The 19,343-nt window shown below is 37.0% G+C and carries 23 protein-coding genes; all 23 read left to right on the top strand.

Annotated features, from left to right (window positions below; all coding sequences use genetic code 11):
• Positions 1 to 97: 97 nt before the first annotated feature.
• The 23 genes from AC4HCY_RS16715 to AC4HCY_RS16605 all read left to right on the top strand — a co-directional run bounded on the left by AC4HCY_RS16715 (position 98) and on the right by AC4HCY_RS16605 (position 19,224).
• On the top strand, positions 98 to 604 hold the full coding sequence (locus AC4HCY_RS16715; RefSeq protein ID WP_491094676.1) for a cysteine hydrolase family protein: 507 nt from the start codon (positions 98 to 100) through the stop codon (positions 602 to 604).
• Positions 605 to 848: 244 nt separating this feature from the next.
• Complete coding sequence (locus tag AC4HCY_RS16710; protein WP_323433724.1) at positions 849 to 1,490, top strand: lactate utilization protein; 642 nt, start codon at positions 849 to 851, stop codon at positions 1,488 to 1,490.
• A gap of 62 nt (positions 1,491 to 1,552) precedes the next feature.
• Positions 1,553 to 2,035 (top strand): GNAT family N-acetyltransferase, encoded by a 483-nt coding sequence (locus tag AC4HCY_RS16705; RefSeq protein ID WP_323433725.1) that lies wholly within the window; start codon positions 1,553 to 1,555, stop codon positions 2,033 to 2,035.
• An 87-nt stretch (positions 2,036 to 2,122) separates the two neighbouring features.
• The gene (locus AC4HCY_RS16700) at positions 2,123 to 2,953 is read left to right on the top strand and encodes a nucleotidyltransferase domain-containing protein (protein WP_491094675.1); all 831 of its coding nucleotides are present in this window, start codon (positions 2,123 to 2,125) and stop codon (positions 2,951 to 2,953) included.
• Between the two features lie 149 nt (positions 2,954 to 3,102).
• Complete coding sequence (locus AC4HCY_RS16695) at positions 3,103 to 3,288, top strand: hypothetical protein (RefSeq protein WP_491094674.1); 186 nt, start codon at positions 3,103 to 3,105, stop codon at positions 3,286 to 3,288.
• Positions 3,212 to 3,625: a class I SAM-dependent methyltransferase gene (locus AC4HCY_RS16690; RefSeq protein WP_491094673.1), complete on the top strand. Its 414-nt coding sequence runs from the start codon at positions 3,212 to 3,214 to the stop codon at positions 3,623 to 3,625. The genes AC4HCY_RS16695 and AC4HCY_RS16690 overlap by 77 nt, the downstream gene beginning before the upstream one ends.
• A 4-nt stretch (positions 3,626 to 3,629) precedes the next feature.
• On the top strand, positions 3,630 to 4,571 hold the full coding sequence (locus AC4HCY_RS16685; RefSeq protein ID WP_491094672.1) for a hypothetical protein: 942 nt from the start codon (positions 3,630 to 3,632) through the stop codon (positions 4,569 to 4,571).
• A 244-nt stretch (positions 4,572 to 4,815) separates the two neighbouring features.
• Positions 4,816 to 5,355 carry a flavin reductase family protein gene (locus tag AC4HCY_RS16680; protein WP_323433728.1) on the top strand — a complete coding sequence of 180 codons (540 nt, stop codon included), beginning with the start codon at positions 4,816 to 4,818 and terminating at the stop codon, positions 5,353 to 5,355.
• 20 nt (positions 5,356 to 5,375) lie between these two features.
• Positions 5,376 to 5,726, top strand: coding sequence for an SH3 domain-containing protein (locus AC4HCY_RS16675; protein ID WP_491094671.1), 351 nt, complete (start codon positions 5,376 to 5,378; stop codon positions 5,724 to 5,726).
• 145 nt (positions 5,727 to 5,871) lie between these two features.
• The gene (locus AC4HCY_RS16670; RefSeq protein WP_323433730.1) at positions 5,872 to 6,912 is read left to right on the top strand and encodes a S66 family peptidase; all 1,041 of its coding nucleotides are present in this window, start codon (positions 5,872 to 5,874) and stop codon (positions 6,910 to 6,912) included.
• 57 nt (positions 6,913 to 6,969) lie between these two features.
• Positions 6,970 to 7,413, top strand: coding sequence for a hypothetical protein (locus tag AC4HCY_RS16665; protein WP_323433731.1), 444 nt, complete (start codon positions 6,970 to 6,972; stop codon positions 7,411 to 7,413).
• A 148-nt stretch (positions 7,414 to 7,561) separates the two neighbouring features.
• Positions 7,562 to 7,771 (top strand): hypothetical protein, encoded by a 210-nt coding sequence (locus AC4HCY_RS16660; RefSeq protein ID WP_323433732.1) that lies wholly within the window; start codon positions 7,562 to 7,564, stop codon positions 7,769 to 7,771.
• Positions 7,772 to 8,047: 276 nt separating this feature from the next.
• On the top strand, positions 8,048 to 8,485 hold the full coding sequence (locus tag AC4HCY_RS16655) for a J domain-containing protein (RefSeq protein WP_491094670.1): 438 nt from the start codon (positions 8,048 to 8,050) through the stop codon (positions 8,483 to 8,485).
• A gap of 78 nt (positions 8,486 to 8,563) precedes the next feature.
• Positions 8,564 to 9,601, top strand: coding sequence for a serine hydrolase domain-containing protein (locus AC4HCY_RS16650; RefSeq protein WP_491094669.1), 1,038 nt, complete (start codon positions 8,564 to 8,566; stop codon positions 9,599 to 9,601).
• Between the two features lie 84 nt (positions 9,602 to 9,685).
• Positions 9,686 to 10,384 (top strand): hypothetical protein, encoded by a 699-nt coding sequence (locus tag AC4HCY_RS16645; RefSeq protein WP_491094668.1) that lies wholly within the window; start codon positions 9,686 to 9,688, stop codon positions 10,382 to 10,384.
• A gap of 203 nt (positions 10,385 to 10,587) precedes the next feature.
• Positions 10,588 to 11,463 carry a hypothetical protein gene (locus AC4HCY_RS16640; protein ID WP_323433736.1) on the top strand — a complete coding sequence of 292 codons (876 nt, stop codon included), beginning with the start codon at positions 10,588 to 10,590 and terminating at the stop codon, positions 11,461 to 11,463.
• Between the two features lie 95 nt (positions 11,464 to 11,558).
• The gene (locus tag AC4HCY_RS16635; protein WP_491094667.1) at positions 11,559 to 12,338 is read left to right on the top strand and encodes a GNAT family N-acetyltransferase; all 780 of its coding nucleotides are present in this window, start codon (positions 11,559 to 11,561) and stop codon (positions 12,336 to 12,338) included.
• An 88-nt stretch (positions 12,339 to 12,426) separates the two neighbouring features.
• Positions 12,427 to 12,846 carry an NUDIX hydrolase gene (locus tag AC4HCY_RS16630; RefSeq protein ID WP_323433738.1) on the top strand — a complete coding sequence of 140 codons (420 nt, stop codon included), beginning with the start codon at positions 12,427 to 12,429 and terminating at the stop codon, positions 12,844 to 12,846.
• 38 nt (positions 12,847 to 12,884) lie between these two features.
• Positions 12,885 to 14,672, top strand: coding sequence for a glycoside hydrolase family 125 protein (locus AC4HCY_RS16625; RefSeq protein ID WP_491094666.1), 1,788 nt, complete (start codon positions 12,885 to 12,887; stop codon positions 14,670 to 14,672).
• Between the two features lies 1 nt (position 14,673).
• Positions 14,674 to 15,471 carry a carbon-nitrogen hydrolase family protein gene (locus AC4HCY_RS16620; RefSeq protein WP_491094665.1) on the top strand — a complete coding sequence of 266 codons (798 nt, stop codon included), beginning with the start codon at positions 14,674 to 14,676 and terminating at the stop codon, positions 15,469 to 15,471.
• A 6-nt stretch (positions 15,472 to 15,477) separates the two neighbouring features.
• Positions 15,478 to 16,545, top strand: coding sequence for a nitrilase-related carbon-nitrogen hydrolase (locus AC4HCY_RS16615; RefSeq protein ID WP_491094664.1), 1,068 nt, complete (start codon positions 15,478 to 15,480; stop codon positions 16,543 to 16,545).
• Entirely contained in the window at positions 16,532 to 17,815 is a 1,284-nt protein-coding gene (locus AC4HCY_RS16610; protein ID WP_491094663.1) for an MFS transporter, read from the top strand. Before AC4HCY_RS16615 ends, AC4HCY_RS16610 begins: the two co-directional genes overlap by 14 nt.
• Before the next feature lie 71 nt (positions 17,816 to 17,886).
• Positions 17,887 to 19,224 carry a PLL family lectin gene (locus AC4HCY_RS16605; RefSeq protein WP_491094662.1) on the top strand — a complete coding sequence of 446 codons (1,338 nt, stop codon included), beginning with the start codon at positions 17,887 to 17,889 and terminating at the stop codon, positions 19,222 to 19,224.
• The last annotated feature ends 119 nt before the right edge of the window (positions 19,225 to 19,343 follow it).

Here is a 19,343-nt window from a genome sequence, read left to right as displayed (position 1 = left end):
GAGAGGATGCTTTATATAAAAACAGAGCAGCATAGCTTTGTTAAATGTTAGAGCTTGTAATTACAAAAGAATTTTTGATTTAAGGAGGATTTATTTAATGAATTACGCTTTAATGATTATTGATCTGCAAAAAGCTTTTTATACGGGAAGTGCAAAAGAATCTATGGATTCAGTATGTGAATACATCAATGCAATTCTTCCGTTGTTTAGAGAGACTAATAGCCCGGTTATTTGGATTCAACATAAGGATGATGAAGATGGAGTTATCCCGGGGAAAGAAGGTTTTGATTTATTGGATAGCCTAAAACCCTTGCCTGGTGAGTATCGAGTACATAAAGAATATGGAAATAGCTTTAATAAAACAAATTGCGCAAAGATATTAAAAGAAAACAGAACAGATATCGTTGTAATAACAGGTTTTTGTGCTGAGTACTGTGTTTTGTCAACATATCGAGGTGCTTTGGATCAAGATCTTGTACCGGTAATATTAAAGAATGGGATAGCTAGCGTAAAGCATAAGAATAAAGAATTCGTGGAAGGTATTAGTAATATAATAAGTTATCCAATATTGAAGAAGTTAATGGAAGAAAAACAATGGCAATGACAGACTACATTATTTGAAGTACATTTTATGGTAGAAACCTTCTAAATATACTATCTATAGGCTATAATATTATCATAATTAAATTTTTATGTTGGTGTTTTGCTAAATACAGCCAGACAGATACGGTCAAAGAAGAAATCATATACTTGCTTGATGAAAGATAGGCTCACAGTTTTGTGAGTCTGTTTTATAATAATTACAAGGCAAGAATCGCGATTTTTTGGCGGAAGGGATGAATATACGGATGGATAACAATGTATCGTGGTATATAGAAAAGCAAATTGATAGGATTATAAATAATTTAAGAAAACGCAATATGGAAGGTTTCTTTGTCAGTGATAATTCTGAACTGATATCGCTTTTGGAAAAACTCATCGCTGAAAACTCAGTAATCGGTGTGGGTGACTCAATGACATTATTTGAAACAGGTGTAATAGATTTCATTCGTAAGGGCAGCTATATTTTTTTAGATAAATATAAGAGAGGGATCACAAGTGAAGAAAAGAAGCAAATTTACATTCAGAACTTTTCAGCCGATACTTTCCTTTGCAGCACAAATGCTATAACTGAAAGCGGTGAGCTTTATAATATTGATGGCAATGGAAGCAGAGTTGCTCCCATGCTATACGGCCCTAAGCAAGTTATTTTAGTAGCTGGGATTAATAAAATTGTTAAGGATATAGAGGAAGCCGAAAAGAGGGTCAGAAATTATTCTGCACCAATTGATGCAAAAAGATTGGATAAGGACACCCCTTGTGTTAATTTAGGCTATTGTATTGATTGTAAAAGTCCGAATAGAATTTGTAATGATTTTGTTGTTATAAGAGGACAGTTTATTAAGAATAGGATAAAGGTGATTATTGTAGGGAAGCAGTTAGGTTATTAGTGTTCTAGTTTACAATACAAGCAACGCGATTGATGCATCATTATGAGAAGGGGCTTGGAAGAATGGATATAAAAGCAATATCTTCTGAAAACAGAAGGCAAATTGATGATTTTATTAGCTCACATTGGTTTTCTACTGATATGGTTGTTAAAGGTGAATTAGTTGACATGACAGTTTTGGATGGCTTTGCCGTATATGATAATGAAGCTGTTATTGGATTAGTGACATATAGAATCAGGAGCAATGAATGTGAAATAATGTCTTTGGACAGTTTAAGGGGAAAACAAGGAATTGGAACAGCTCTTGTAAATAAAGTTATTGAAATTGCGCGTGAGAAGAAATGTACCAAAATAAAATTGGTAACGACAAATGATAATATAAATGCTATACGCTTTTACCAAAAACGAGGGTTTGATATGACAAATCTATATCGTAATGCATTGAATGTTTCGAGAGAGCTAAAACCGTCCATTCCCTTGCTCGGAGACTTTGATATACCCATAAAGCATGAAATTGAATTTGAAATGGACTTGAAAAATCAATAGATAATTCTTTGCAAAAGATGAGGGATGAAAATCTTATATAAAAAGCAAGTCATTGAAGCTGGGGTAATAATAAAAAGGAGAAAAATTATGGAAAGCGAAAGCATTTATAGTAAATTCAAAGCCGTCACTTTAGAGAAATACAAAATAGCGCGATATGAAGCGATAAGCAAAGTAAGTCAAGCTATTTTAGAATTCGGGTTAGTTGAGGCAATTTTTTTGAAAGGTTCAATGGCAAGAAATGAAGATGATGACTTTTCTGACGTAGATATGTATGCTGTGGTACTACCGGAAAATGAGAAGGATTTTCTAAAAAATAGGATTAAATATATGGAATCTTATATGCCATTAATATATTATTCAGAATCAAATTTTGTATGTCCGCAGATAGTAGGGGTATATGAAAATGCTTTACATTTTGATTTGTATACTGCCAAGATTAACAGTATACCCCAGACCGATGATATCAAGGTTATATATGACAAGCCTGGAGTTTTAAATTCTTATATAAAAGAGCCGTTAAACATAACAGTATCAGATGTTTCGGATTATTTTAATATGTTTACCTATTCATTGCTTGAATTTGAAGCTGCTTATTCAAGAGACGATCTTATTTGGGCAACAGGACTGGCAAGTCGATTGACTGGATACATATCAATGGTATTGAGATATATCTATGATGAAAGAAACTCACAACTTGGTATGAAACGACTTTATAAATACTTGCCTGAAGCATATAAAGATGAGTTCATCGACATACTTAATAATCTTACACCATCCTCGCTAGAAATAGGCGTGAAAAAGCTTGTGAGCTTTGCAGAAAAAATACTGCTAAGCCTACCTTTTAATATTAAGAATGAAATAAATATCGACTTCTTTGAGATGATGAAAAAAAGGATATTAAATATCAATATAAAGTAACCGAAGCATTTCTTATAGTGAAGGTTAAGCAATAAGAATTCTTCAAAGTCACTATATTGGGTACCTCGCTTCGCATAATACAAATATTCTTGCAAGGGTGCGGAGTGGAAGTCTCTGTGGAAGAACCACAACACATGGGGGAAAATAAAATGAAAATAGCTGATGAAATAGTAAAAAGCCTGAGTGATATTATAAAAAATAAAAAGATATTGGAAATAGCGTGCGGAGACTCAGAGTTTAGTTTAAGTGCTTCAAAATATGCAAGTGAGATTTTTTGCAACGGACATATCGCTAGAAAGATTTTATCGGAGAAATATAAAAGAAATCCCAGATAACATAAAAGTTTATGAAATGAATGCTGCAGAATTAAAGCTGAAAGATGAGGAATTTGATTTAACCTTTTGTTATAATGCTATCGGTCATTTAGTTGAAATGAAAGACTTAGTATTATCAGAAATGCTAAGAGTCACAAAAAAAGGCGGGCTAGTTGTGCTAATTGCGACATGGACAATGGATAAAAAAATACTTTATGAACTCCATGAAAATTGGGTTAGAAAAGATAATGGTAAAGATTTAAGATACATGCAAAATAGTAAATATAGCATTCTTATTATTGAAAAAAATTTCTGCGCAGATCAGGACACTTTAGCGGCCAAAACTGGGAGGTATTGATAAAATGAAAAAGTGGATATTAAGTTTAACATTATCAATAATGATGGTCACATCTTTAACCTCATGTACTGGACCATCAAATTTAGAACAAAAACCAGATAGCATTGAAACTAATAAAAATATAGATAGATATAAAATCAGCAGTTCTCAGGATGGAGAGAAGGAAATTTACTGTGTTGATGATACAAAATTAATTTTAGTATCCAATGGTGATGAAAAAGTTATATATGAAAATTATAGAGATATCACTTCAAATCCGTATTCTATATGGGATTTTGATGAATATAAAATTCAATGGAGCAAAGATAGTAATTATGTATACATTATCGATAGTGTATATGACTTAAAGAATGATAAATTAATACCTATAGAAGATTGCGTTATATTTTCATGGATTGATAATAGAGGAGTATATTTAGCTGACGGTACTTATTATGAAATATCTTATGACGGTGGACTTCAGAATGAAATGGCTGTAGGAAAAAAGATCAAGATTATAGAAAATGGTGTGATAGAAGAAAAAAGTAAGCAAATAGATGATAGATATTTTGTGTTTCAGCATTATATTGATGTAGACAAGCCCTTTCAAGTCATAGAAGATCATATAATTATAAACACCGCTTCATTAAAATATAGAGAGGATGAATTGCAAAGTAAAATTAAAGAGGATTTTCATTCAAAAAAATTTAAAGAATTTTTGAGACAAGACCATAATGCTTCTTTGAATAAGAAATATGCAGAACTCATCAATTTGATAAAAGAATCAACAGAATTTCAAGAACTGCAGCGTCAAATAACTGATTTGGAAGATAGTTATCCTATAGAGTTTGAAGGCGATATTAAAGAAGTGATGGAAAAAATAAACAACATTACATATTCTACTTACAATGTCAGTGGGAAATATTATTTAAAAGATATAAAAGAAGAAGAGGTACAATTTAGATAAAGGGTATATTATTGCAAAGTTAAATAAGAGATAATGGTTTTAAGTTATAAGTAGCTTGGTGCAGGTGAGTGTTTGGCTTTGAGGAAACTGTAAGATTATAATGTAATAATCGCTAAAGATTGTGTTTTAGTCATGTAAAGAATCAAGAGCAAGCAATGTTGGAAGTTATTCAATTTGAAGAGGAATAAATAATTTTAGATAACCGGGAGATAGAAGAATTTATAAATAGGGGGGAGATCATTCAATGAAGAAAGTGCACGATAATTTATTTGATGGAATAATTGCATTACCCTCTTTTCCGGTTGTTTTTGTTACAGTAAAAAGCAATATTATGGTTGCTGCCGCCTTTCATTTTTATTCATTTAAGCCTCCGTCTGTAATGGTAGGGATTAAACCTGAAAAGTATACTTATGAACTTATTACATCAAGCAAAGAGTTCATAATAAACATACCAACAAAGGAACAGCTGGATAAAATACATATTTGCGGTACTATCTCAGGGCGGAATGAAGATAAGTATCAGAAGGCATCCTTCACACCGCTAAAGGGAAACAAGATTGACAGCTATTTTATAGAGGAATGCCCTGTAAATCTTGAGTGTCAAGTAGTACATCATATTGACTACGAAGGCAGCCATAAGTGGTTTATTGGAGAGATAAAAGAAGTTCATATAGATGAGAATTATATTCGTGATGATGCACTAATGTTTTGGCTCGGACAGTTTAGAACCGTGGGTGGGATAATTGAAGGGGCCAGCAATGATGAGCTTTTAAAGAAGGGTTAACGAAGGAAGGAGTTTTGAAAATGAATTATAGGGTAATTGAGGCACATCAAAGCAATTATCCAAAGCCCATCACTATCAAAAAAGGTACGAAGCTGAAAGTTGGGAACAAATATAATGGGCCAGAGAATTGGGAGAACTGGAGATATTGTTACACATTGGATAATGAGATGAATGGGTGGATTCCTGAGCAGCTGCTTGCTATTGAAGATGGGCATGGAACAATCTTGGAGGATTATACAGCCAAAGAGCTAAATGTTGAGAAGGATGAAATAGTAGAAGGCATGAGAGAACTTAATGGGTGGTTATGGTGTGTGAAACTTACAGAAAGAGACGAAGGATGGCTGCCAAAAGAGAAATTGATTAACTGCTAATCGGGTTCAATGATTACTTTATAAAGAAAAGTAATGTCATATAAGGGGGACTGCTTAATGATGATTAAAAATATTTCATTATTCTCTTAACGCAGGGTATTTGATGATTTTAAAACGTTAAACTAAGAAAATGGAGTGTTAAAAGATGCTAAACTTGATAAAACCACAGAGATTAACAAAAGGCGATAAAGTAGCTGCCGTAAGCCTTTCTTGGGGCGGCGCTGGAGATGCTGATTTACGCTGGAGATATGATCTGGGTAAAAAACGATTAGAGGAACAATTTGGATTAGAAGTTGTAGAAATGCATCATACATTAAAAGGGTCTGAATATCTATACAAACATCCTGAGAAAAGAGCTGAGGACTTTATGAATGCTTTTTTAGAGCCATCTATAAAAGCAATTTTTTCATGCATTGGCGGAGAAGAAAGCATTAGGATGTTGCCTTACATTGATTTTGACATAATTAGAAATAATCCTAAAATTTTTATAGGATATTCTGATAGTACAATTGCACATTTTATGTGCATAAAAGGCAATCTTTCAAGCTTTTATGGCCCTTCTATTTTGGCGGAGTTTGCGGAAAATATCAAAATATTTGATTATACGAAATACTGGTTTGAAAAAGTACTGTTCCAAAACTCTGCTATTGGTGATATTCCTGCAGCAGATATGTGGACCGGTGAACGCATTGAATGGTTCGAAAAGAATAAGGATATTGCTAAAACAATGAAAACAAATCAAGAATATGAGTTTACACAAGGACGTGGAAAAGTGCAAGGCCGTTTAATCGGTGGTTGTATCGAAGTGCTTGAAATGATGAAAGGGACTTGCTTATGGCCATCTATTGATGCATTTAAAGATTCCGTTTTGTTTTTTGAGACCTCAGAAGATATGCCGGAGCCCACTTATATAGAATATTGGTTAAGAAATTATGGAAGCCAAGGGATTCTACAAAATGCAAGAGCAATATTATGGGGGAAGCCTTATCAGGAAAAGTATTATGAGGAATACAAAGATGCAATTATAAAAGTAGTTATAAATGAATTGGGCTTAACAGACTTGCCTATAATTTATAACATGACATTTGGACATAACCAGCCAATGATATGTCTGCCTTATGGAGCATTAGCTGAAATAAATTGTGACAAACAAACTTTTTCGATACTTGAATCAGGCGTAATCTAATCTTATCAAAAATTTAAAATTACCATAAATGTTTATATTCTGTGAGGGGGGTTAAGGTTGAAAAAGGCATTTATACTTATGGTCGGGCTGATTTTGCTAATATTTTTATCATCCTGCAGCGACAGCGATAAGCAAGATTTCTATGGTACATACACATTTGAGAAGGTAAGTTATTTATCACCTTTATCGTCTTCAACTATTGACTATATGAATGAAAGAATGGCAGGGACTAAATATACTATTGAAGCGGATTCATTCAAAATTGAGGATACAGATAAAACTGTTGAAGTCAGTTCTCCCAACTACGTAAAGGAAGAAATCCAGAACGATTTATCTCCATCAGATGAGGTTAAATATCAATATACAATATATAGTAAGGATGGGGACAAAACTAATTGGAGATTATATGCTTCTTCAACTTCCATGTATATCGCTTCATATGTGGATAATACTGCAGACGGCTCAGAAATTATCATGAGTATTTTTAAGTTATCCAAATGATTGGCAGCCTTGCGTGAGCGAAGCTGGAACAGTTTTTATGGACAGATTTAGCAGGCAAGGATTGTGAAGTAAGCCCAGCACAAAGATGTAAATGTTGGGTAGCCAAAGTAATAAAATAATCGAAAAAAATCTCAAAGGAGTAAAGGTTATGAAAGATAGGCTTTATTTAAACACCCACGATCCAAATGCTGCCGCAGCTGCGAAAAAAAGCGGCTTTGGCATTGAACTGGATGACTATGTGTACTTTAATGGCATAGAACAAGATGAGGGCAAAGCGCTGTTTGACCGTTGTGCTGAGCTGATTAGGGGATGCAATAAGCAGTTGTGGCAATTTTATTGGTCATGCACATATACATAATAATGACGGGAATTGGGATTATCACTGGCCGCTGGGCAAGGGCATTCTTGATATGGAGCATATCCTTCATCTTCTTGAGTCAAAAAATGCCCAATATAACCTATACTATTGAAGCTGATTATTCCCTATCCCTGGAATGGCTTTCAGCACATGGATTTCTTGGAGATATGAATTATTGGTGAAGCAAAAAGGAATCCGAGATTTATAAGATGAGTTAGCGTGACGTCCTTTGTAGTATTTAAGTATTTGAAAGTTCATAGATAAGGATGTGTTTAAATGGATGTCGATAAATTAAAACGCAAGCTGAGAGAATTGAAAAAAGTCGAAGCCAAGATACGCTTTGAGCATGTTTCAGGCACGACTCCCAAAAAGTATGTATGGGATGAGTATTTTTCTACAAAATCGATTAATGAATTGACTGTCAAGTACCCTATCTGGAAATTGCTCAAATTCGATAAGCAGGCATTGAAGGAAGCTTTTGAAGAGTATTTCTACAGCGTATATTTCCGCAAGTATAAAGATATCGGACTGGAATTTGATGAAATACAAGATCCTGGTGTCTTAAGTTATTTTGGGCTGGCACCTGGAGCTTCTGTTGACGATATAAAGAAAAGATTCAGGGAGTTGGCTAAAAAATATCACCCTGATTGTGGGGGAAGCAGTGAGAAAATGATTGAAGTATTAGATGCTTATCATAGATTGCTGAATAAGTAATGTCAAAACATCATTGCATAGCCTCGATTATGCGCTATGATATATATTAGGAATATCATTTATAAGCGGAGGTCTGAAATGGAGATAAGCATAGTCAATAAGCTTGATAAATTGTTAGATAAAGCAATTGATAATAAAAAAATATTTGGCTCAGTTATTAATATCGAATCATCTGATGGTGAATTTTCATGGATAAAGGCAGCAGGGAAAATGGAGACTGATACCCAATATGCTATAGCCAGCATTACAAAGATGTATACTGCAGCAGTTATTATAAAATTAATAGAAGAAGGGCTGTTGTCTTTTGATGATACTATTGATAGATTCTTTACAAAAGAATATCTTTCAGGGCTGCACATTTATAAAGGGAAGGAGTACACCTACTCTATTACCATTAGACAATTGCTATCCCATACAACTGGTTTACCCGATTGGTATACAGAAAAGAATGCAAAGGGCAAGTCATATTTTGCTGAAATGTGTGAAAAAGATAGGGCATTGAACTTTGATGAAACGCTTGAAAGAACCAAAAGCTTAAGGCCTCATTTTATAAATGGAGAAAAAGGCAAAGCATTTTATTCAGATATTAATTTCGATTTGCTTGGGGAAATCGCAAAAAAAATTGCTGATAAAGAACTGGAATGCATCTACAATCAGTTTATTATAGAACCGCTGCGATTGGGGCACACCTCTTTAGGCAAAGCAACAAGTATCTTCGCACCAATTTATTTGAATACAAATCCTTTGAATCGTCCTTTATTTGTGGCGTCTGCCGGAGCATCAGGCGGTATTGTTTCAACAGCGCAAGATACCATGAAGTTTTTAAAGTCATTTTATACAGGAAAGCTTTTCAATAAATCTTACTTGCCGATGCTCTGTCAATGGAATCGGATTCAATGGTTTCCCATAGAATATGGTATGGGCATGATGAGATGTAAAATGTCAAGATTAATGTCACCATTGTTTCCTGCTCCTGAGATCATCGGACACTCCGGCTCTACAGGAACATTTGCTTTTTACTGCCCGCCTAAAAGCTTATTTATAACAGGAACGATAAATCAAATAAACAAACATCCTTTTCAATTGATATATTTATTGCTGCATTGCTTTGATTAAATTGCATAATCGCACTTAATACACTTTATAAACTGAGCCGCAGCTGTGAAAATAGCGAATTAACATAGGAAAGGAGTAAATCCTTTGAAAAGAATAATCCGCATGATGATTTCAGTTTTTATAATAATTTTGTTGTTCTCATCCTGCTCTTCTAAAGCTGAGGTTAATATTGCTTCTTTGAATGGTTCTGGCGAAAATAAAGAGGAAGTCCCGGATATTTCAATTCAATCACCGATGACATTATCAAATAATGATATGTTTCCTATCAATGGGCAGCATCAATATTTAAGGTTGAAAATGATTAAGGGAACATACTATGAGGATTGGAGTCCGGGAGCATACATGGGTACTCTGTGGGAAGGCTATTACATTATCGAATTGGCAGACGAATCGGGCAATGCTATCGCCCAAACAGACCTAAGTAAAATATATGATGAGCCGTTGCTTTTTAATTCTCAATTTCAAATCCAATTTGGTGATTATAATAATGATGGCAATATTGACTTTACAATAGGCCAGTATGCATCAAGCAATGGCAGAGATTATAAATTATTTACATTAGGAAAGAATGGAAAGGTAGAGGAACTGCCGATTAACGGCTATTCCTCATTGTTTATAAGCAATACGACGGGATACTACTCTACAAAGCTTACAGAGAGCAATAATGGAACATTCAAGATAGAGTATTATGATAACTCAAAAGGAGAGTATTTTGAAGATGCTTTTGAATGGAACGGAAAAGAATTTATCAAGATTGATAGCCGTGAAACCAAAAGCAATTGAGCAATTCGCATTTTATAAATAATGCGACAAAAGAGGAGACGGAAACCACTGAAAGACACGGAATTTTTCACGGAAAAACACGGGAAGATTTTTGTGAAGTTTCAGTGACTTTTCGTGTTTGCCGTTCCCCATCGCATTTTAAAACTTATGTGAGATTTGAAAAGTTTGAAATAAGCATGATTTATATATAGGGAGATAACAAGATGGATAAAAGCAAAAAAATAATTGCAACTATATTATGTGTATTTATGATTGTGAATGTTTGGACGACGATGTCACTGAAAAAACAAGTGAAAAATTTGCAAAATGAGATTGGAAGAATGCATTCTAATCTAAGCAATACAGTTATGAATACGGGCCAAGGTATAAATAATCTGAGAAATGATTTGGTAAGTAAAATAGAAAAGGGCGAAAGCCTGCTGTCATCTTTTGGAACAGAAGTCGAGCATAAAAACGGACAGCTTGTATTTACCGTTAAAGTTGCGCCAAAAGAAAAGCGAACTGACGAAATAATATTTTTGTCTCTAGGAGGCGAAAAAAAGGAGACTGTTTCCGTCAATGGTTTAGAGTATACGGCAGCCTTTGCGCTTAAAATGCCCCAAAAGATTACTCCCACTGTTTCATTTGAATCATCGACAGGTGTCAGGCAGGAAGTTCTGCCTGAAATATATCCGGATGAACTGCTTTCCTTAGGTTATGAGAGCAGTTGGGAAATTGAAAGCAATTCTCCGGAAAACAATAATGAAATGTTTATGCTTAAGATATATACTCTCAATGAAAATTCACGCTCTTTGCTAAGCGAAACACCTGCTGCCACGATTGTGATTCAAGATCTCTTTACAGATGCTGAGATAGGACGCAAGAAAATACAACTGACAGAAAGCAAAACATCAGGCTCTATTTCCTTTAATGCAGATTTAAGCGAATATCAAAAAAAGAAAGGCGCATTCACCATATGGATAGAGATTAAAGCAGATGGCGGTATTTTTTATCGTGAACAAGTTGCTTCTTTTAACTATGAGGGAGAGCATAGCTCCGGCACAAGCAGTGGTACTGGAGTATTATATCCTGTTTGGTAACATTCTCTATTATGTAAGGAATAAAGAAATATAAGTGGATTATTGTGTTCAATATGATTGGGATGGATATTAGAACTAAGAGGGGGTGATATACTGTGTTTTCAGAGTATGAATGCGATATCATAGAAAAGGGGATCGATATCTCGTGGACAACCTGGGGAAAAATGCGCGATTCCACATTAAATTTAGGTGAGGTATGTTATGTAAAGTCTGACAATAACGAAGGACCGGAAAGAATATTTAAAATAAGATTTTGCGGCGAGGATATAGATGAAAAGATAATGAAAATGATTTCGCACATAAAGGCTGGTATTATGCCGCACTCCATGCTGATAACACCTAACACGACTCCTGCAAACCTTGCTGAAATACTGGCTAAAAAAGGATTCTCCATAGATGATTCCGATCCGTGCATGATGTTGGAGCTAAATGATTTCAGCTATCAGGAAAACCTAAATGAGGACATTGCAGTGCTGAAGCTTGAAAAAGATGAACTATTGCCGGAATGGGTAAAGATCGTAAATGAAGGACTGTTTGGATGTGAGCTTATAACTGTAGATCAATTTATGGATGTTTTTGCACTTGGCAACGTATATTTTTATATTGGATTGCTGAACAACATACCGGCATCAGCTTGCATGACTATAACAGACAACGATACATCTGTGTTAGAAATGGTGGCCACGCTGGAGCAATATCGTCATAAGGGTTTGGCAACTGTTTTAATAAACAAAGCCCTTGATGATTTGAAAAAATCCGGCATAAAAACAATTTCCCTAAGAGCTGAAAAAGATGCTGTTAATTTATATAAGCATTTAGGATTCAAAGAGTGCTTTAAACGGATTGTTGCATCATATGATTTGGAAAAGATATAGCAATAGAACCGGTTGAAACAGTGGCGTCAGGAAGCCAACAATGCACTTTTAAAATTAAAATGTAATACGCGGAAAAGAGGGGAAAATTATGAAATGTGAAACATATGAGCTGAATTATTTGAAAAGATATAAGTATGTAGTAATAATAGGAAAGTACCGTGGAAGCTGGATTCTATGCAAACATAAAAAGAGGGACACATGGGAAACAGCCGGCGGGCATATAGAAGCAGGTGAAACTCCCATGGACGCCGCCAAAAGAGAATTGTTTGAAGAAACAGGTGCAGTTTCATTTGATATAAAGCCTGTATTCGATTATTGGGCGGCGGACGAAACTTCAGAGGCAAATGGAATGGTTTTTTATGCGGAGATAAATGAGCTGGGCAATCTGCCGGAAAGCGAAATGGAAAGGATAGGATGTTTTGAAACATTGCCGTCCAATCTGACATATAGAGATATAACCCCTAAGCTGTTCGAATATTTGTCAAATAACTTTAAACAGCTCATGTAAATATGTATTAAAGGCAAAAAGCGAAGAGAGGTAAGCCTATGAACAAAATTCTTACTGTCCCGAAGGAAATACATGATGATTTACGGGTGCTTTATGCAGGGAATCATTACATAAGCATACCTGAAATAAGCTCTGCTGATGCATCTATCAGGAGTTTTAATATCATAAGCATGTTCAATAAGGGCTTGGTTGAGCTGGCAGGTGAGGAGGCCTTTCTATCCCTGGAGTTTTATAAGGAAGACAGGCTTCTTGATGTAGAAGCTGTAAAACCGGAAATCGAGTTGAATTACATACCCTTTTTTCACATTAAGCTTGAAGGAGGACTGGAGGTAAAGGCAAGGATATATGCGGATATCAATGAAAAGGGCTTCATATATGAGCTTGAAAGCTCTGAGGAGATATGCACCGCACTTGTTTGCAGGGCTGAGAGATTGAGCTTGCTGCGGTTCAATTCCCACAGCATCGATTTCAAAGAAGAAATCAAAATAGATAAATGGTTAGAAAACCCGGCCATGAACATCTATTCTTACAATGTATCCTTCAGCCTGGCTTTTGGCGGAGATAGGAATTTCAGCTTCAAACAGACGGATGATGGAAAGGATTTGAAGCTTAATTTGTATCTTGAGAAAGAAAGCAAAAATGCATTTTACTTTGCTGTAAATTCCGATATGGACGGAGCTTCTACAACGCTTATTCACCTGAGGAGAAAAGGTTTTCATGACATTTATTCTCAGCTTGCCGGCTGGCTTAGAGAAAAGCAAATAGCTTATCCTAAAGATGCTGAACTGGAGAAAATTATCAACGAGAATCTTTTTTTTAATTACTTCTTTTCAGTAGGAAAGGATATGGGAAGTGATAAATATGCAGCAATGACATCAAGAAGTCCAAGATATTACGTATCGGGTGCTTTCTGGGAGAGGGACAGCTTTTTATGGTCCTTCCCTGCTATCAGACTTGTAGACAAGGAACTGTATTTCAAGCTTTCAAGAGAAATGATATTGATGCATGGCAAAAACGCCGGTGATCATGCACATTACATAGATGGGACAGTGTTATATCCTGGCTTTGAACTGGATGAGGCGGCCAGCTATTTTATACTCATTAAAGATTTTGAAGAGTATGATGAGGAATTATTGAGAGAATTGGATAATGTTTTTAAACGTATTGAGAAGGAGTATGATAGCTCAACAGGTCTTTACAAGACGTTTTTGCTGCCTTCGGATGATCCATGCGTTTACCCCTTGGTCACCATTGACAATGTAATATTGTGGAAAGGCTTTAGCAATCTCCTTAAAATATATGAGAGGTTAAATATGCTTGACAAGGTCGAATTGCTGCGAAAAAGGATTGAGGGCATACGCAATGGGATATATAAATATCTTGTAGGAGAAGTAGACGGGGAAAAGATGTTTCTATGGTCGACGGACGGTAAGGGCAATTACAGGCTGTACAACGATCCCCCGGGAAATTTGGGGCTTTTACCCTATTATGGCTTTGTAGATGAGAAGAATGAGATATTTGAAAACACTATTAGGCATTATTACTCTAGCCGATACAAGTATTATTATGAGGAAAGCAGAATAAGAGAGCTTGCTTGCGATCACCATCCCAATACCCCTTCCGGCTTAGGATTGTGCGGCAGTATACTGAATCCCATAATGCGCAGCCAGGCCATTTCTTGGCTGATGGAAGCTGAGATGGATTATGGCCTTTTATGTGAGAGCTTTGATAAGGACACAGGGGAGGCCCGTACCGGCGTAGGCTTTGCTACAGGAAGCGGTTATCTTGCTTTTGCTTTGCACCATGCTTTGATTGGAGAGGATTGAAATGAAGGCTGCCTCTGTGGTATTCAAAGAAAGAGATGTAGAGTTGCTGCGAAAAGGTAATGCACTGGAATATAAGATCAAGGAATGGTTGGATAGCTGCATGAAGAAAAGTGTGGATATAGTTGTGTTTCCGGGGCTTATTGGCTGTGTTTATGAAAAAAATGGAGAATACCTGGATGCTGTTTTAAAAATATCACTGGAATATAAAGATATATACATATGTCCGGGCAGCTATTTTGAATATCAAAGCGGAGAAATCTATCATTCATCCTGTGTTCTGATGCACGGGAATATATGCCTGACCCAAAGGCAGCTATACCTGGCAAGATGGGAAAAAGAGCTTGGCTTGTCCCGCGGTGAATATGCAGCAGTTAAGAATATCAATGACATTAAGACAGCCATAATGCTTCCGACAGACCTGTTTTATCCTCAAGTATCCCGATATCTGGCCTTATCCGGCGCAGATTTGGTGCTGGCACCGGCAGCCATTAGGGGTGGGACTAATGCATCTTTTCAGCTAAGCGGTTTATGGCAGAATGTACAACAGAATCTTTTCTTTGGTGTAGAGTCGGGTTTTAAAGGTAGAGTATTTGACAGCGATTTTTACAGCCGCTCCATAATACATGGACCTCTGGAAATGACGAACAGAGAAAACGGATTTATAAAATTTGAAAGCAACAACTATAGTGATAATATTATAACTGCTGAATTGGATAATGAAAAAAGAAAAGAAGCTGTAAAAAAATTCGATACCCTTAGGAGTTTAAATACAGATTTGTATAAGGATATTTTCAGGTGATAGCTTATGAATAACTATATCGAACTTTGGCTTAAAAGAAAATTGAATGAAGGCAGGATAATAAAGCATTCAGATTCTACCAAAGTATCAAAGAAATCAGTGATAAACATGCCGGACTGTGATACTTTGGTCTCTTGCGTGCAAAGAAGCATTAGCCTTGTAAGCAGTGTGGAAGAATATATAGATATGCTGGAAGGCTTTGTTTCCATAGCTGCAGATAGAGGCAGCATCATCATCGCCTTTCCGGAGTACAATTTTTTTGACCTTTTGGGGCTTTTACCGGGCTTTAAGCCTATAAATGCATTCTTGAACAAAAGGGCCGGCGTTTCAGAAGGAGGAGATCCGGGTGGGGGCAGCGGGTTGATGCACAGCTTTTTTTATGCAGTTTCAAAGCCCATACAAGAGGCTGTTGAATCAATAATGTGCCTTTTGGCAAAAAAATACGGAATCTATATCTATACAGGAAGTTATTTTATTAGAGAAGGCAACTGCCTATATAACGGGGGCTCTCTTATATCACGGAGCGGCGAAATAATAGGTACCCAAAAAAAGCTTCATCTGACAAGTTTTGAGGAGCTTTTGGGGATAAAAAGAGGCAATAACTTTGAAATCTATTCCTTGGATATTGGCAAAGTATGCTGTCCCGTGTGCATGGATGCCACATATTATGAGACATTCAAAATTGCCACAAACCTGGGATGCGATATTGCTATTCTTCCCATCGCCAATAACGAAGAATATAATCTATACAGAGCAATGAGAGGGATTTGGCCTAGAGTGCAGGAATCTTATATTTACGGAATAAAGCCTTCTCTGAACGGTTGGTTGTTTGGTCTGCATTTTACGGGAAAAGCAGGTATATTTGCGCCAATAGCCTTAACGAATAAAAAGAATGGTGTAGTATCAATTGCAAAAAAACACGAAGGCAATGAAGTTGTTACAGGATGTATAAACCTAGCAGAGCTCTATCGATTGAGAGAGGAGGCTGAATATTTCGGTGACATAAATCCTGTTTTTGAAAAGGATTATTATGAAAAAACCTATGGAGGAGGTTTTGAGGATGAGAAAGAATAAAAACTTCATCATGTTCATGTATGCCATGGGTTACTTGGGCATATCCATATTTACACAAACTACGGTTAAATGGTATCAATACTTTTATACTCCGCCGGAGGGCAACAAAACAGGGCTTCAAATACTGGTGCCTGTTGGAATGATAGGCCTGGCCATGGTAATAGCAAGGATATTTGACGGCATATCAGACCCTCTGGTAGCATACTATTCGGATAAAACAAAGAGCAGATTGGGGAGAAGGATTCCCTTTGTGCTTTTTGGGTCTCTGCCTCTGGCATTGACGTTTATACTGCTCTGGTTCCCGCCTGTAAATCATGAATCAACAACTAATTTTATATACCTTACAGCTATGCTCAGCTTGTTTTTCATATTCTTCACCATCGTAGTTGCTCCCTATTTAGCCCTTATCAACGAGATATCAAAGACAAACAGCGACAGAATAAAGCTTACCACTATGCAGGGTCTCACCCAGATAATAGGCGTGATGGCGGCAGAGGCAGGTTCGGGTGTTGTTATGAACCTTTATGGCTTCAGAATCATGGGTGTTGTAATGGGAACCATAGCCTTCTTGTCGCTGATATTGACTCCTATATTTGTCAAAGAAGATTTATCACTGCAGGACAGCTTTCCTGCAATGGGCTTATTGGAATCCATAAAACTAACTTTAAAAAATAAAAATTTTGCATTCTATTTGATATCCTATATTTCCGTTTGGTTTGGTATAAATACTCTTACCATTACTATGCCTTATATAGCTGAGGTATTGCTGGGGGTTTCGGCCGAATATTCAGGATATATGATTGCCGGTGCCTTTATTGCGGCATTGATGTGCATGCCTTTTCTTCCTAAGATTATAGTTAAATACGGAAAGAAAAAAGTTCTTATGATGACTTCTGTACTTTTTGCTCTTATTCTTTTTCTTACAGGATTTTTCGGAGTTGTCCTGCCCCTTAACATTTCTTTTGCCATAGTGATCCTGGCAGGCATACCTCTCTCAGTTATATTTGTTATTCCAAATGCGATGATAGCCGATATTGCTGAACTGGACAGCATTGAAAAGGGATTTAGAAGGGAAGGCATGTTTTTTGGTGCTCAAGGACTGGTGATCAAGATAGTCATAGGCCTATCCTCCTTTGTAACACCGCTGCTTTTCGGGCTTTTCGGCTACAGCTCCGCGAGGCATCTGGGAATACAGCTTGGGGGGCCTATAGCCGCAGCGGCCATAATGATAGGCCTGATATTCCTGAAAAAGTACTCAATACCTTATTAATATTTCCTTAACCTTCCATGAGGTTCCTGCATATGATGTAATGATTCTTTATGGAAGAGGGTTGATAAAAAATGAGAAATTTATATGGGCAGCCTTTTGTTTGTCCCATGAATCCAAACTACATTTGCCCGATGTATAACAATATGAATCCATACATGTCAGATGAAGTATTTAGAGACGAAGACATGTATGACTATGAAGAACTATATGAAGATGCGGATGAAGATTTTCGTGAAGATGAGTATATGCGCCAAAGCCCTCAGGATGTCAATCGAATAATGGCTTTAATAAACAGACAGTTTGCCAATTATTATTCAGAGCTTCAGAGATATGGTGTACAACGATCTGTGAGCCGTAATATTTTCAGGGCTGTTGTAAGCTACGTTTTGAGAAATGAGAGGAATTATACGGGGACGATCGAACAAAGAACAGATCAGCTTTTTAATGCAATACGCAGAGATATGCCTTGGATATTTACTATTTTAAGAGGATATGGTGTACCAAATAACCGAATAAATCAAATAATCAGAGATATAATTCGTTTCACACTCCAGAATATAGACCAAGAGATGCCGATGCCTCCAATACCGCCGGCAACCGGCTGGAGCGGATGGGAGGATCTGGGGGGCATTTTGACATCTGCGCCCGCAGCAGCATCTTGGCAGCCTAACCGTCTTGATGTATTTGCCAGAGGCCAAAATAATGCGCTTTGGCATATATATTGGGATGGCTCACGCTGGAGCGGATGGGAAGACTTAGGCGGAGCTCTGACTTCTTCTCCCGCAGCAGTATCCTGGGGTCCAAATAGAATAGATGTATTTGCCAGGGGCCAAAACAATGCACTATGGCATAAGTGGTGGGACGGTGCACGCTGGAGCGGATGGGAGGATCTTGGAGGCGTATTGACCTCAGCTCCGGCAGTAGCATCTTGGGGAGCCAATAGGCTGGATGTGTTCGCCAGAGGCCAAAATAATGCGTTGTGGCATAAGTGGTGGGACGGTATTCGCTGGAGTGATTGGGAGGATCTTGGAGGCATATTGACTTCGGCTCCTGGTGCTGTATCTTGGGGGCCCAACAGAATAGATGTATTTGGAAGAGGGCAGAATCAATCATTATGGCACAAATGGTGGGACGGCTCAAGGTGGAGCGGATGGGAAGATCTGGGCGGAGGAGCTATAAGCTCAGGGCCTGCAGCCTCATCAACAGGCGTGAACAGATTGGAAGTCTTTGCGCGAGGCCCAAGGAGTGAACTGCTCATGAGAACATGGAACGGAAGCAGGTGGAGCGGCTGGCAATCCCTTGGAGGCGTCATAACCTCAGAGCCGGCGGCAGTATCTTGGGGCGGAAATCGACTTGATGTATTTGCAAGGGGCCAGGATAATCACCTTTGGCATATATGGAGACCTTGATATATCGGGGCCGGCAGAAGTGTCGGCCTTTTTTACTTGGCTTTTCATACTATATCGACAAAATGTTGCAATAAATGGTATAATTTTTAGAAACGCCTGATAGGTAGCAGCAAAACTTG

The organism is Lutispora sp. QWL-02 (assembly GCF_058315355.1).
The sequence above is the reverse complement of the archived record's forward strand: the minus strand, read 5'-3'. Positions and strand labels throughout refer to the sequence as shown.